Annotated in this window: 8 protein-coding genes; 4 read left to right on the plus strand and 4 right to left on the minus strand. The window is 64.0% G+C overall.

The genetic code is table 11. The annotated features are described in order from the left end of the window. Positions 1-53 precede the first annotated feature (53 nt). On the minus strand, positions 54-848 hold the full coding sequence (locus tag JSS27_02905) for a DUF3800 domain-containing protein (GenBank protein ID MBS0207881.1): 795 nt from the start codon (positions 846-848) through the stop codon (positions 54-56). Positions 849-1,163: 315 nt separating this feature from the next. On the opposite strand from JSS27_02905, the gene JSS27_02910 reads away from it, so the two are divergent. Beyond that, positions 1,164-4,763 (plus strand): protein kinase, encoded by a 3,600-nt coding sequence (locus JSS27_02910; GenBank protein ID MBS0207882.1) that lies wholly within the window; start codon positions 1,164-1,166, stop codon positions 4,761-4,763. A gap of 155 nt (positions 4,764-4,918) precedes the next feature. On the opposite strand, the gene JSS27_02915 is transcribed toward JSS27_02910, so the two are convergent. The 3 genes from JSS27_02915 to JSS27_02925 form a co-directional block, all read right to left on the minus strand. Next, positions 4,919-7,810 carry a c-type cytochrome gene (locus tag JSS27_02915; GenBank protein ID MBS0207883.1) on the minus strand — a complete coding sequence of 964 codons (2,892 nt, stop codon included), beginning with the start codon at positions 7,808-7,810 and terminating at the stop codon, positions 4,919-4,921. Positions 7,811-8,070: 260 nt separating this feature from the next. After that, positions 8,071-9,549 (minus strand): DUF1501 domain-containing protein, encoded by a 1,479-nt coding sequence (locus tag JSS27_02920; GenBank protein MBS0207884.1) that lies wholly within the window; start codon positions 9,547-9,549, stop codon positions 8,071-8,073. Continuing rightward, on the minus strand, positions 9,539-12,577 hold the full coding sequence (locus JSS27_02925) for a DUF1553 domain-containing protein (protein MBS0207885.1): 3,039 nt from the start codon (positions 12,575-12,577) through the stop codon (positions 9,539-9,541). Before JSS27_02925 ends, JSS27_02920 begins: the two co-directional genes overlap by 11 nt. Positions 12,578-13,042: 465 nt before the next feature. Between JSS27_02925 and JSS27_02930 the strand changes: the two genes are divergently transcribed. From JSS27_02930 to JSS27_02940, 3 genes are all read left to right on the plus strand, one after another. Then, positions 13,043-13,360 carry a winged helix-turn-helix transcriptional regulator gene (locus tag JSS27_02930; protein MBS0207886.1) on the plus strand — a complete coding sequence of 106 codons (318 nt, stop codon included), beginning with the start codon at positions 13,043-13,045 and terminating at the stop codon, positions 13,358-13,360. 120 nt (positions 13,361-13,480) lie between these two features. Beyond that, positions 13,481-14,041: a rhodanese-like domain-containing protein gene (locus JSS27_02935; protein MBS0207887.1), complete on the plus strand. Its 561-nt coding sequence runs from the start codon at positions 13,481-13,483 to the stop codon at positions 14,039-14,041. A gap of 146 nt (positions 14,042-14,187) precedes the next feature. After that, positions 14,188-14,793: FAD-dependent oxidoreductase (locus JSS27_02940; GenBank protein MBS0207888.1), on the plus strand; the 606-nt coding region annotated here is incomplete at its 3' end.

Genomic DNA, 14,793 nt, shown 5'->3' on the forward strand with positions numbered 1-14,793 from the left:
CCGATAGAATACTGGTAGCGACCAGTATGGGCCGGCGTCAGTCGACCCTGGATTTATCCCTGGCCGCTATTTTTTTGCGCCGTGGAGCCTTTTTGCTGCTCTGCCAGCCATGCCAGTACGTCGACCATTTTTTCGTTGCCGCGCGCGATCAATGGATCGAGCAATTCGATGCCGACATCGTCCACCGTTTTGCTCGGTCGGCCGATCAATCGCTCTTCTTTCTTGCGAGCCCAAAGCGCGGCTACGTCACAAAGTTGTAACGGACGACTTTTTCTCGAATCGATGAAAAAGCCTTTTTCAACGATTCGGTTCAATCGCAGATTCCCCACGCTCCCGCGCAGGAATCGGATCGACTTCTCAACGTCGCTCACGATTTCTTTGTTCTCGTCAGAAATGAACATTCCGAGTGGTCGTTCCGGAAGCGAGTTGAGGTAGTCATCCACAACGCCTGCAACGAGCGGAAATGCGGCGACGTGTGGGTTAATGATGATGCCTGTTCCAAATTCTCGATGGAGCCAAGCCTGATAGCGACGTTTCTCGATGGCTCGATAAACGACTCGCAGGCCATGTTGTTGAGCAATCCACAGCCACGTGTCACGAATCGCTAATCGCGTGGCAACTGGAATACCCTTGAAAATGCCTCGACCTGCTCGCAAATCCATCGCATGGATTTCGTGCTCGCCTGCTAGCGCTGGAACGTAGGAAGTCACAGCTTGTTCCAAATCACGCTCGAGCCCCTGCCAGACTTGCTCGGGCACGATGAGGGCAGCAAGTACAAACACCGGCTGCTCACCGTCTAGCAGATTGTTTCCCGTATTCCCCGACTCATCCAAGTAAACGAGATACATCGCTTCGAATACCCATATTTCAGAGGCCTGTTCACCGTTCTTCTGAAGAATTGACGGCCGTGACGAAGTCTGAAGCTACCAAATCCATCGCCGAGTCCGAAGCATGAAGACGACAAATATGTCTGGCCACGTTAGTCATGTAGACCAAGCCACTGTCGATGCCAGCCTGGTCCAACAACTGGTCAAGCCATCACGCATTCACGCTTTACTCCGATAAGCGGTTCGCCTCTGGCTGCTAGATTTGCCTTGCTCCGCCGCCGCTCCCTATACTCAAGGCTGCTCACGAGCGGGCCGGGAAACACCAGGGTGCGTGCAATGCCGATGACGCGGGCGCGGATGGTCGAGATCGTCGCCAAGGCCGACTTGCTGTCGGCCAGCGATTTGGCCGCGCTTTCCGCCGCCGCGGCCGCTGACCCGCAAGCCGACGCCGACGAGTTGGTGCGTCAACTGAGCCAGCAAGGAAAGCTCACTCGCTACCAGGCCGCCGCCGTCTACCAAGACAAGATCGCGTCGCTGCTGTTCGGCAATTATGTCGTGCTCGATCGACTCGGCGCCGGCGGTATGGGCCAGGTCTTTCGCGCCCGGCATCGGCGCATGGAGCGGATTGTCGCCCTGAAAGTGCTGCCGAAAAAGGCGCTCAGCTCGCCCGACGCCGTCGCGCGGTTTCTGCGCGAAGTCAAAGCCGCCGCCAAGCTGACGCATCCGAACATCGTCACCGCCTACGACGCCGACGAGGCCGCCGGCGTTCACTTCCTGGTCATGGAGTACGTCGACGGGGTCGACCTGGGCCGACTGGTGAAAGACAAGGGGCCATTGCCGGTGGCCGAAACGCTCGGCTACATGGCCGGCGCGGCTCGCGGCCTGCAACATGCCCACGCTCAGGGGGTCGTCCACCGGGATATCAAGCCGTCGAACTTGCTGGTCGACAAGCAAGGTCACGTCAAGTTGTTGGACATGGGGCTCGCGCGCTTGGAAGAGCCGGGCGGCCCGGGGAGCGACGGCAACACGCCCGGCGGGTCCGACCTGACCTCGGCGGGCAATGTGTTCGGCACCGCCGACTACATGGCCCCCGAGCAAGGACTCGACAGCCATCACGTTGACGGGCGCGCCGACATTTACGGGCTGGGCTGCACGCTGTTCTTTCTGCTCACTGGCCGTCCCCCCTTCGGCGGCGACACGCTGGTCAAGCGCGTGCTGGCCCATCGCGACGCGCCGATTCCGTCGCTCCGTGCGGCCCGGGCCGACGTGCCCGACGCGGTCGATCAACTGTTTCAGAAGATGATCGCCAAGCGGCCGGAAGATCGTCCGCAGAACATGGCCGAGTTGCTGACGCTGCTCGAAGCGCGCCCGGCTTCTCGAGCACCGATCGCCGTGCCGCAGAGCGCAACCTCGTCGAGTGCCGCGCCCCAGCCGGTTCCGCTCACGCCGCGACCGATTTCCGCGGCCGCGCCGGCGAGCGGGCCAGTGATCATGCCAGCCAAAGCGCCCCCAAGCCGCGTCATGCTGTACGGGGCGATGGGTGCGGTTGGCGTGCTGCTGGTGCTGGTCGGTGTCATCGTGGCGATGAAGGGTCGCTCGTCGTCGACCGACGATATAGCAGACCGACAAACGACGACGAAAGAGCCGGTACCGACTCAGGAGCCTGTGAAGCCGGCGGCGTCTGCGTCGGTGGTCTCCAGTCCACCCACGGCAGCGAAGATCGCCGGCGGGCCGTCAACCGAGACGACGGCCGGAGACGACGCGCCAAGTGAAATCGCGTCGCCGCGCATGACCCTTCCCAAGCCCGACGTGGCGAAGCCCGACACAACGGCGGTCGTTGAAAAGCCCGCTCCCAGCGCGCCGCCCGCCGAGAAGCCCGCCGCCGAACCAGTACTGACCGCGCCCAGCGACGGGCCGCCAATGGCCAAGCCGGGCGCTGGCGCGCCGCGCGAGCCCGCGCCGACTCCGCCCCCTCCACCACCGCCGCGCACCAAACCGTCGTCCGAGCCTCCGACCGTGGCCCAGTCCGCGCCACCGGCCAAGAGCGACGCCGCGCCAGCCGCCGCGCCCGACCAACCCGACCGCGAATTGCGCAAGCCGGTCCCGGCCGAGAGCGACCTGACCAAGGCGCTGGCCACGGTGAAGTCGATCTTCAAGGAAGATTACGGGGCCGCCAAGACGCCAGAGGGGAAATCGTTGCTCGCGCAGAAGCTGTTGAGGCAAGCGCAAGAGACCGCCGACGCGCCGGCCGAGCAGTACGTTATGCTCTGCGAGGTCCGCGATCTGGCCGCCGACACGAATGACGTGGCGATTCTCGAACAAGTCGTCAACTTGCTTGCGCTCAACTATCGCGTCGATCGGCTGGAGCTGTTGGCCGAAGTGTTCCAGAAGCTCGCGCCGAAGAATCGCATTCCGGCGGCCAATCGAGTGCTGGCCGAGCGCGCGCACGCGCTGGCCGGCGAGGCGGTCGAGGCCGATCAGGTCGACGCGGCGCAAACACTGGCCAAGGCCGCCTCGGCCATGGCCGTCAAGGCCCGCGACCCCGCGCTCGTCAAGCTGACCAAAGCCCGCGGCGATGAGATCACGCTGCTGGTTCGCGACGCCGAAGCGTTCGCCAAGGCGCAAGAGAAGCTGGCCGCCGACCCCGACGACGCGGCGGCTTGCACCGTCGTCGGCCGCCGGCTCTGCTTCCGCGATCACAAGTGGGAGGAAGGTTTGCCCCTGTTGGCGCGCGGCGACGACGCGGCGCTGAAAGCGCTGGCCGACAAAGCGCTGGCCGCCGGTGATGACGGCGCGGCTCGGGCCGCGGTCGGTGACTTGTGCTGGGACGCGGCTGAGCGGGCCAAGGGAAAAGAGAAGGCCGACTACCAATCTGGGGCTCGCCATTGGTACGAGCAGGCGCTCGCCAAGCTGACCGGCCTGGTCCGCTCGCGCGTCGAGCAACGACTCAAGGAGCTGCCAGGCGAGCCGGTGTTGTTCGCGGGCGCTGGTCGCACAGGTGCGCCCGACAATCCCGGCATGACAACAACACCGCCGATTCCACCGGCGCCCCCTGCGCCTCCGTTCCCGCCGATTCCCGGCGGGCCACGCGGGTTGTTGCCACCGGCCGGTGGCGTGGGCCTGCCCGGTCGCAACACCATGCCGCCGCATCAACTTGCCGAGTATGTCTTCGGCCTCGGCGGCAAGCTTGACATCGTGACCCCAGGAACCCAGCCGGTCTCGGTCAGCATGTCGTCACAACTGCCGGCGGTTCCCTTCGCGGTGATCGGCCTGACGTTCAGCAATAATCCGCGGATCGGCGACGCCGAGTTGCTGCCGTTTCAAGGAGTGGTGTCCCTGCGCACGCTGAACCTGAACGGCACGTCGATCACCGATCAGGGGCTAGCCGTCTTCGCGACCCACGCCGGCTTGCAACATCTGAACTTGTCGGGGATCAATCGACTGACCGACGCGGCTTTGGTCCACATGCAAAACATGGTCAGCCTGGAAGTCCTCGTTTTGAATGGCTCGCAGATTACCGACCGCGGGATTCCCAACCTGCAACGGCTGACCAAGCTGCGGCAGTTGGGACTGGTCGGCACGCAGGTAACCGGCAGCAGTCTGGCGGCGCTGGCCGGTTGCAAACAACTCGAAGTGCTGCAGGTCGGCAACTCGCCGTTCGACAACGCCGGCATGGCCCAGTTGGCCAAGTTCACCAGCCTGAAGTCGCTTGACGTGACGCAAACCCAGATTACCGACAGCAGCGTCGGCGTGCTGCAACGGTTGCCGAATCTGGCGACCATCTACATGCGCGAGAACAATCTTACCGATCGCGCGGTGCCGGTGCTGCGGACCCTGGCCCATACGAAACTGCTCCGCGTGCCGAAGCAGATTTCCCCCGCCGGCATGCAAGAGCTGAAGAACAGCCTGCCCCAATGCAAGGTCGAGCAGTTCTAGAGTGGCAAGGCCGTGCGGTTCTAGGTCGGCGCCTTGTCGTGTCGTGCACCAAGCTGTCCGTCATTCCCGCGCAGGCGGGAATCTAGAGGGCAGTCGCCACCACTGGTTTCCAGCCTGCGCGGGAATGACGGCATCATATGAGGCAACGCGGCGCATCACTTCCCCCGTAGCAAGTATGCCAGAATATCGCGCAGTTCGCTCGGTTGTTTAACGATCCCTTGCGGCATCGGCGACAGATTCTGCAGCGCCCGCTCTTCGATCTCGCTCTTATTGATCGCCACGCGCTTGGTGTCGGGCAGCAGCAGCTCGACCTTGTCGGCCGTCTCGGCCACCAGCAAGCCCGACAGTTGCCGCCCGTCGGTCGTAATCACTTGCGTGGCGCGGAACACCGGCGAGATTTGCTTGTTGGGGGCGAGCACCGACTCGACCAGGTACGGCACCGTGAACCGCCGCGCGGCATCGGCCAGGCTCGGCCCGCCGGTCACCTGCGACTCGGCCGTGACGGCGTGACACTTGGCACAGCCGGCTGTCTCGAACAGCTTGCGGCCTTGCTCGGCGTCGCCGCCGGCCACTTCCTTGGGCCAATCGATCGTCAAGAACTCGGCCGGAATCTTGTACTGACCATTCGCGGCGCTGGCCAGACGCTCGGCCAGGCTCGGCCCCGTGACCAGTTCGGGCAGCACGACGGCCAGCGGCTGTAGCGAGCGGTAGTTGATGTACAGTTGGCTTGAGCCAATGACATTTCGCACCCGCAATAGAAAATCGTTCGAGCCGGGTTGCAACTCGACGGTCACGGTGTCTTGCAGCGGCAACGCCCCGCGGATCACGTCGTTGGTCCAGACGACCTGGCCGTTGTGCCAAACCTTCAGCCCGTCGTCGCTCCCCAGGGCCAGGTGGGCTCGTTGCCGCCCGCCGCTTTCGATCCGGAAATAGGCGTACATCGACGCGCGGTCGACCGGGCCGAACAGCTCGACAAAGTCGAACTGCCGCTTGGTCTTGGTCCGCTGCCACTTGATGTCGCGGCTTTTTGAGTGATACACGGTCGACAGTTCCACCGGCCCGCGCTCGGGCTCGTGTTCGCGCGCGAAGCCTTCGTCGCCGTCGTCGAACGGGCCGGCCAGCCAGACTTCCGTAATGCCCGCCAGCTTGGCGATGCCGAGCTTCCGCTCGTCGTTGGCGGCCAGAACTTTTTCGACGGTCGGCTCGCTGCGCGGATCGTTCAACAGCGACAAGAAATGAACCGCCTGCAGGCGGACCTGTTCGTCCTCGTCGCCGGCCGCCTTGAGCAGCAGCGCGAACAGTTGCTCCTGCTCAGCGGTGTGCTTCCCCTGGTGCCAGTGATCGGCCACGGTGTAGACGCCCACCGGGCCGAGCGTGCGGAGATCGATCGTCTCGTCGGCGTACTGCACCTTGTAGGCCGACTCGTTCTGCAGCTTGTCGAGCTTCAAGTCCGGCGCCAACTCGCCGGTGAAGTCGGGGAGGGTCAGGCGAAAGCCTGCGGCTAGAACGCCGGCCAGGCGCGCAAGCGCGCTTCCATCGCGCTGCTCGACTAGTCGCTCAATGTATTTATAAGTATTACCTTGCGCTAGTTCGCGACAAATGGCATTGCGCCGGAAAGAGTCACTCAGTGTGGCGTCGTCATAGATGGGAAAGCTTGATATCCTCCCGATCGTTGAGCCCGACTTTGCCCAGGCCGTAACCAAACGTGGCAGTTTCTTCAAGTCAGCGTTCTTCGCGTGGGGATCGCGTCCTCGTCGCGCAATCTCAACGTACGCCGCGTAACGCCGTTGCCAAGAGGAATCCTTCCATTCACTAATTAACTTCTCCGGCGTCGCGGTTACTGGGTCGTATGCTTCGAACGGCGCGCTCGGCGGATCGTCGGCCCGCGTGATCATCACCAGGTCGCTCCGGTAGACCGGCGAGCCTTCGTTTTGAGCCATGTAGCAGATCGTGGCGAAAATCCGCCCACCGCGACCGACACATACCCCCACTGGCCGAGCTTGGTCACGCCCGTCGAGCAAGTGAAACTCATCAGCTTTGAATGTCGCCCCGCTCGGCACCAGCGGATAGCGCGTGACGCTCTTGATGCACCAGCGCGCCACCAGCAGATTGTTTCGGTACTTCTCGGGCAGGAACGTCTCGTCGTAATAGCTTAGCGCCACGGGCACGAACCGCCCCAGCTTCTCGTTCAAGGTATCGAGCAGGTCGGCGCGCTCGGGCGTCTTGCTGCGCAGCCAGCCGCGCGGCCAGCCGTAGTAGGCGTGCTCGACGATGTGCAGCAAGCGCCCCGGCACGTATTGCGCCGGCATCGACTCGTGATCGTTGTCGTTGGTGAACAGATTCCACTCGTGATCGAACGCCAGTCCGCACGAGTTGCGCAGGCCCCCGGCCACGACCTCGAACCGCGACCCGTCGGGTTGAATCCTAAAAACGCCGCCGACGCCGTTGTAAGGTGTGCGCGCCCAGCGGCGGCCGTTCACTTCGACCGTCTTCTCGCCGTCAGCCCCAGTGGGCACCGTGAAGAACGACCAATGCCCCCAGTGATCGGGGCGGTTGAAGTCGCCGTAATACCAGACCGGGTCACCCATCGAGACGTACAACGCCCCCTCCGGTCCCCAGGCCAGCCCGTGAAAGCATTGATGCACGTGCCCCAGCGGCACACCCCACAACAATCGCTCGGGCTTCAATCCCTCGCGCTTCACAACCGCATCGCGCAGCACATAGATCGCCGCCACGGTCGAGACGTAGACGTCGTGCCCGCGGATGGCGATGTCGTTGACCCAGGTGTCGGCCGGGAAGCGGTACAACTCTTGCCGCGGGGCATAGCCGCCGCCGGGGAGCGGTTCACAGACGAACAACGCCTCGCGAGCGCCGACAAACAAGCGTCCCAGCATGTCGGCCCGCACCGACAGGAACGATTCGGTTTCGGACGAGTCCAGCTTGACGACCTTCAACTCGGGATCGACCGCCGCGTAATCGAGGGCTTCCTCCGCGCGAGCGGTCGCAGTGATTAGAGCGACGAGAGCAATGAACAACAACCGAGTCATGCAAGAGAACTCCGATATAATCTTTCCACGCCAATAACGAGCAACCATCGAGCGCGACAAACACCCCTCCCTTCCAGGGAGGGGCAGGGGGGAGGGTTAAGATGTCGCGCCTCGAGCGATTCCAAGCACGGGATTCTTCATTTGGCGTAAAGCCAATCGGCCTGCCACGTTTTCACCCTCACCCGGCTTGCTTCGCTCGCCACCCTCTCCCATCAAGGGAGAGGGGTAAGACTAAGTCGCCCACGCCGACCACTGCGCCATCACGCCAAAATGCCTTTGATGACATTTCCGCTGACATCGGTTAACCGGCGGCGGATGCCGTTGTGGTAATACGTCAGCCGCGTGTGATCGATGCCCAGCAGGTGCAGCACCGTGGCGTGGAAATCGTGCCAGTGGACCGGCTGTTCCTCGGCCTTCATGCCGATCTCGTCGGTCGCGCCGTAGGCCAGGCCGTGTTTCAGCCCCGCGCCGGCCATCCAGACCGAGAAGCCATACTGGTTGTGATCGCGCCCGGTCCCCAGCACGTCGGCCGCCGATTGCGTGAACGGCGTGCGGCCGAACTCGCTGGTGAACATGACCAGCGTGTCGTCCAACATCCCGCGCTGGCGCAAGTCACGCAGCAAGCCGGCCAGCGGCTTGTCGATCCGCTCGGCCTCTTGCGTGTGGTTCTGCTTCATATCCTCGTGGCCGTCCCAATTGATCCGCGGCGAGCCGAACGCACTGCCCGAGAACAACTGGACGAAGCGCACGCCTGATTCGAGCAACCGCCGCGACAGCAAGCAGGCCCGGCCAAAGTCGTTGGTCGCCAATTGCTCGTCGATGCCGTACATCTCGTGCGTGGCGGCCGATTCACGATTCAAATCGGTTACCTCGGGCACCACGCGCTGCATCTTGGCCGCCAGCTCGTAGCTGTGCATCCGCGCGGCAAGCACCTCGTCGCCGTGGCCGGCGCGGTGCCGTGCGTTCAATGTTTCGAGCAGCCGGGCCGAAGCTAGTTCCTGCTCGGCGCTGATCGCTCGGGCTGGAAAGATGTCGTCGATCGGCGTGCCCTGGCTGCGAATGACCACGCCTTGATGGCGCGCAGGCAGAAAGCCGTTGGTCCAGTTGATGGAACCGCCGGCGGGTAGCCCCCGCGGGTCGGGAATGACCACGTACGCCGGCAGATCGTCGGTCACGCAGCCGAGCCCGTACGAGACCCACGAGCCGACGACCGGAAACCCATTCAGGCGGAAGCCGCTGCTTTCCTGGAACGTGGCGGGAGTGTGATTGGACGTCTCAGCGAACATCGAGCGAATGACGGTCAGCTCGTCGGCCACGCCGGCCAGGTGGGGAAACAACTCGCTCACCCACAAGCCACTCTCGCCGCGCTGCTGGAACGCCCAGTCGGCCTGCCGCAACTTGCCAACCTTGCCGAAGAAGACGTCGGGCTTGATGTCGTCGGGCAGATTCTGGCCATGGTGTTTTTCGAGCGCCGGCTTGTAATCGAACGAGTCGATCTGGCTCACACCGCCGCAGGCCACGACATGGATCACGCGCTTGGCCCGCACGGGCAGGTGAGGCGCCGGGTCCGACGCTTCGCCCGGCACCACATCGGCCCGCACGGTCTCGTCGCGCAGCATCAACGACATGAACGCCCCAGCGCCGATCCCCAGCGACGTCCAATGGAACCAGTCGCGGCGCGAGATGTGCCCAGGCACCGGCAGCGGCGGATATTTCGGGCCAGCGTGATTAGTCGACATAAAGCAGCTCGTTGCTATTGAAGACCACCCGACACAACGCGGCAAGCCCGTGGGTGCGGACCAGTTCTTGGCAGACGCGCGATTCTTCGTCGGCCGGCGAACGGTGATACGCGCGGCGGAACAGTTGCTCGACCTGTTTCGGCACATCATCGCCGGCGGTGTCGCGAATGCTGGCGGCGCAATCGTCGGCCGCGCGCAACACGAAGGCGTTGTTCAACAGCGACAAGGCCTGGAGCGGCGTCGTGGTGACGGCCCGTTGCGGGGTCTTGGTCGACGGGTCGGGACAGTCGAACACGTCGAGCAGTTGGCTGCGGGCCGAACGAACCCAGGTCCGATAGATCGTGCGGCGCTGGAAGCTGCGGCCGATCGCGTCTTGCATGGTGTAGAATTGCGAGTTCCGCACGAAGGTGGTGAACTCGTAAAAGCCCGGGCCGCCCAGCGACGTGTCGAGTTGTCCCGAAATCGCCAGCAGCGTGTCGCGCAAGGTTTCGGCGTCGAGCCGTTGCGGCGATTTGCGCCACAGCAATCGGTTGCCGGCGTCGACCTTCGCGGCCGCGGCACTCAGCGCCGACGATTGCCGATAGGCCGCCGACGTGACGATCAGGCGCTGTAGATGCTTCAAGCTGAACTTCGAGCGGACCAACTCGCCGGCCAGCCATTCGAGCAATTCCGGGTGCGACGGCCGGCCACCGTTAAAGCCGAAATCGTTCGGCGTGTCGACGAGGCCGACGCCAAAATGATAGTGCCAGAGCCGATTCACCATCACCCGGGCGAAGAGCGGATTTCGCGCGTCGGTGATCCACTCGGCCAGTTGGCGGCGGCGGTCCATGTCGCTGGACTGCTCGTCCAGGCCGAAGTCGGCGTCGACGCCGCGCAGCGAGGCGATGCCGCCGGCGATCACCGGTTCGCGCGGGTCGCCCGGGTTCCCCCGGTGCAATACGAAGGCCGGCTCGGGCTCGCGCGGGGCGACGGCATAGACGGTCGAGTCCTGCAAGCGCGTGAGCTGCTGCCCAAGCTGGTTGTATTCAAAGCGAAGTGATGCCCAGCGGCTGCGCTGCTCCTCGGGAATGTTCTCGCGCAGTTCTGTTTCGCTGATCTCGGTGTATTCGACGCCGGCCGAGGCGGCGACTTCGGCCGCGCCGAGGGCTCGATCGTACAGCCGCGCCCGATCGATCGCGCCGCGCAGCAGCTTGTTGCGCTCGACCGGAAAATGGCGCACGCCGAAGCTGACCTGGGCGTTATCCACGGTAAAACGGGGCGTCACGCCGGCCGAGTAGTAACGGCCATAGGGCTGACCATCGTGATAGCCCGTCACGCGACCATCCTCGGCATAGACGATCGCCACGTGAACGAACTTGGGAGCGGCGTTTTGTTCCGGCAGCGCGCGGAAGCTTTGTGTCCGCGAGAAGTTGTTGCTGCCGGCCATCCACTGGCGCGGCTCGCGCTCGCCAAACACGATCGCGTCGAACAACTTGCCGTCGGGCGTCTGGACGGTCATCGCGCCGCCGCCGCGCTGGTCCAAGTCGGCCAACGCGATCCAGGCTTCGAGCGTCTTGGCCTTGAGATTCTTCTTCAATAATGGCGAGGTGGCGTAGCCGCGACCGTCGAGGACCAGTTGCCCGCCACTGAACCAAGCGCCGTCGTGCAGTTCCAGGTGCAACTCGCCGACCGAATCGCGCGCGTCGTCGTTGAAGTCCCAGGCGGCGAACGGTTTCGGCGGCTCGGGCTTGGGGCTGGCGCGACGCTGGGCGAGAATCTGCTCCCGAACCGGCGCTTCGATCGACGGCAGCTCGCGCCCCAACTCGGCGCGGCGGGCTTGAAAAGCCTTTTCGTGTGCGCGCTGCTGGGCCTCGACCGCTTCGCGCGGCAGCTTGGGCTCGCCTTGTCGCACGCCCCCCAGGGCCGCGGTCAGCCGGTAATACTCGCTCTGGCGGATCGGATCGAACTTGTGATCGTGACAGCGGCTGCAATTGACCGTCAGCCCCAGAAACGTCTGGCCGACGACGCTGACCAGATCTTCGAGTTCATCCTGTCGCACGACCGCGCGCATGGCGGCGCTTTGCTGTTGTTGACCCACTTCGTCGTACGGGCCAGCCACCAGGAAGCCAGTCGCGATCAGCGCCTCGGCATCGCCCGGTCTAAAAACGTCGCCAGCGATCTGCAACCGAACGAACTCGTCGTAAGGCAGATCCCGATTCAACGCGTCGACGACCCAATCGCGATATTGCCAGGCATTGGTCCGCAGCTTGTCGCGCTCGAAGCCTTGGCTTTCGCCGAAGCGAACCACGTCGAGCCAATGGCGCGCCCAGCGCTGGCCATAGGCCGGCGACGCGAGCAACCGCTCGACCAGAGCTTCGTACGCGGTCGGCGAGTTGTCGTTCAGAAAGGCTTCGACCTCGGCGGGCTCGGGAGGCAGTCCCAGCAGCGCGAACGACAGCCGACGGACCAGCGTGCGGCGATCGGCCGCAGGCGATTCCGCCAGGCCAGCGGCGCCGCGCTTGGCGCTCAGGAACGTGTCGATCGGGTTCGCTGGTGCGGTGCTATTTCCTTCAGAGGGCAGTTTCGGCGGCTTGACGTTCTTCAACGGCTGCAGCGACCACCAGTCATAGCCGGCGCGTGCTTCGGTGGTGTACTCGAGCGGGTCGAGCGCGCCGCCGGCCCAGTTTGCGCCCGATTTGATCCAGGCGCGAACCAGTTCGCGCTCGGCCGGAGTCAGCGGCGTCTTGGGGGGCATTTCGTCGCTGCTGATCCGCTGCCAGATCAGGCTCTCGTCGGGTTTGCCGGGGACCAGGGCCGGGCCGCTTTCACCGCCCCGCAGCAGGTTCTCGAGCTGCGTCAGGTCGAGCCCCGCTTGGTGCTCGCCCGGGTTGTGACAGCCGGCACAGCGCTTGGCCAGCACGGGGCCAACCTGCCGGGCGAAATCGACCGGCTTGCTCGCGTCGGCGTTGTCGGCGGCGCGCGATTCAGCCGACGCGCCGACCGCGATGAACAGCGCAAGGCAAAGTCGGGTGACGGCACGGCAAGACATGGCGCGAAACCGACGGGTAAGGCAAGGCCGGAAAGGAGCAGTCGGGGCCTGCGATTATAACCCGAGGCCGGGCTGGAAGCCAAAGTTTTCGCGGCCAACGAGGATCGTCGTTACTCGAAGCAAGCGAGTCCTCGACCATGCTTGTGGCACGCGCGTTGAACACCCCTTCTTGACAGAGAGGAGCAGAGGGGGAGGGGCAACGCGCTGATGGTCAACACAATCCGCACTTGGCATTCAATCACCGACCGCAAATCGCATCGGCCCACGACGTCTTTGCCCTCACCCGAGGCGCTGCGCTCGCGAGCTCAACCATCGGTCGCTAGCGTCTCGCACTCGCGTTGCTGGCAACGCCCCAGCCCCCGCGCGCTTCACAGGTAAGAAACGTGCCGTAGTTCCACCATGGTATACTTATTGATATATCGTTATATAACGATATAATCAGTTATCGATTGGAGAACCTTTACGATGACGACACCAACCAAAACCCGGCGCGCGCCCAAGCTGACGTCGCTTGACGCCTTGGCCCAGGCGGCGGAGTGTCTGAAAGCCCTGGCTCATCCGCACCGGCTGCGAATGGTGCAGATGTTGCTGCGTGGCCGCTACACGGTCGGCGAGCTGGCCGAAGCCTGCGGCATTCCCAGCCACATGGCCTCGGAACACCTGCGGTTGATGCAACGCTGTCAATTCCTGACCGCTGAAAAGGAAGGACGCCGCGCTTACTACCAGGTCGCCGAAAAGCACTTGGCCAGCATCATGGCCTGTATCGAAGCGCGGTTTGGCTAAATTGCGCCGCCTGGCTGAGCCCGCCACTAATGAACAAATATTGAGTCGCGCGTCAATGGAATCGACGCGCGACCACCGATTCGCATCGCAACAACTATCGACACGATTACGGAGGATGAGATGAGCACCGCCACGATTTCCCCCGCGCAACTCGCCGAGTTGTGCCGGCAAGGGAAGCGTCCCGAGTTGATTGACGTCCGCACGCCGGCCGAGTTCCAAGAAGTACACGTCGAGTTCGCCCGCAACATGCCGCTCGATCGATTGGACGTCAGCGCCCTGCTGCAAGCGCGCCAATCGCCGGCCGACGAGCCGTTGTACGTCATCTGTCGCTCGGGCGGGCGCGGCAAGCAAGCCTGTGACAAGATCGCCAATGCCGGCTTTGCCAACGTCGTCAACGTCGAAGGGGGCACGCTGGCCTGTGTGGCGGCCGGGTTGCCGGTCGTCAAAGGCAAACAAGTGATGTCCCTTGAACGTCAGGTGCGGATCGCCGCCGGCTCGCTTGTCTTGATTGGCGCGACGCTTGGCTGGTTCGTTCATCCGGCCTTCATTGGCTTGTCGGCGTTCGTCGGCGCGGGTTTGGTGTTTGCCGGCATCACCGACACCTGCGGCATGGGTATGTTGCTGGCGCGGATGCCCTGGAACCAAGTCAGCTCGTCGGGCGGCGCGGCCTGCGCCCGCTAATACAACATTCGTACATGGCAACTTGGTTGGCTACCAAGCCGGCGACTCTGTCGCCGTTCGTCGGCGGCAGAGCCGCCGGCTTGGTAACGATGAACCGATCGACACCCGATTGAATGATTGTCGCTGCAATGCGAAGGGAGCACGCCATGAAACTCTTGATCGTCGGGGGCGTTGCCGCCGGCGCTTCGGCGGCCGCCCGGGCGAGGCGACTTTCGGAGGCCGCCGAGATCGTCCTGTTTGAGCGCGGGCCGGACGTCTCGTTCGCCAACTGCGGCTTGCCCTACTATGCCGGCGGAGTGATCGCCGATCGGAACAAGCTGCTGGTCACGACGGCCCAGCGGCTGAACGAGCGATTCCGCCTGGACGTGCGGACCAGCACGACGGTTCTGGCGATTGATCGCGCGAACAAGACGGTTCGCGCCCGCGACCTGACCACCGGCCGCGAGTACGACGAGTCGTACGACAAGCTGTTGCTCGCGCCCGGCGCCGCGCCGCTGCGACCGCCGCTGCCCGGCATCGACCTGCCGGGCATTCACACCTTGCGCAATCTGGCCGACGTCGACCGGATCAAACAGCGAATCGACCAGGGCGTGCGGCAAGCCGTCGTGGTCGGCGCCGGTTTCATCGGCCTGGAGCTGGTCGAGAACTTCGTCCATCGCGGCATCGCCACCACGTTGGTCGAACTGCAAGATCAAATCCTGCCGCCGCTCGACCGGGAAATGACCACGCCGCTGCGCCAGGCGCTGGCCGCC

The organism is Planctomycetota bacterium, assembly GCA_018242585.1.
In the GTDB taxonomy this organism is placed as follows: domain Bacteria; phylum Planctomycetota; class Planctomycetia; order Pirellulales; family PNKZ01; genus JAFEBQ01.

Excerpts from the sequence above, each read along its gene's own strand:
- JSS27_02920 (MBS0207884.1), bottom strand. The coding sequence starts at position 9,549 with ATGTCGACTAATCACGCTGGCCCGAAATATCCGCCGCTGCCGGTGCCT.
- JSS27_02925 (MBS0207885.1), bottom strand. The coding sequence starts at position 12,577 with ATGTCTTGCCGTGCCGTCACCCGACTTTGCCTTGCGCTGTTCATCGCG.
- JSS27_02930 (MBS0207886.1), top strand. The coding sequence starts at position 13,043 with ATGACGACACCAACCAAAACCCGGCGCGCGCCCAAGCTGACGTCGCTT.
- JSS27_02935 (MBS0207887.1), top strand. The coding sequence starts at position 13,481 with ATGAGCACCGCCACGATTTCCCCCGCGCAACTCGCCGAGTTGTGCCGG.
- JSS27_02910 (MBS0207882.1), top strand. The coding sequence starts at position 1,164 with ATGCCGATGACGCGGGCGCGGATGGTCGAGATCGTCGCCAAGGCCGAC.
- JSS27_02915 (MBS0207883.1), bottom strand. The coding sequence starts at position 7,810 with ATGACTCGGTTGTTGTTCATTGCTCTCGTCGCTCTAATCACTGCGACC.
- JSS27_02905 (MBS0207881.1), bottom strand. The coding sequence starts at position 848 with ATGTATCTCGTTTACTTGGATGAGTCGGGGAATACGGGAAACAATCTG.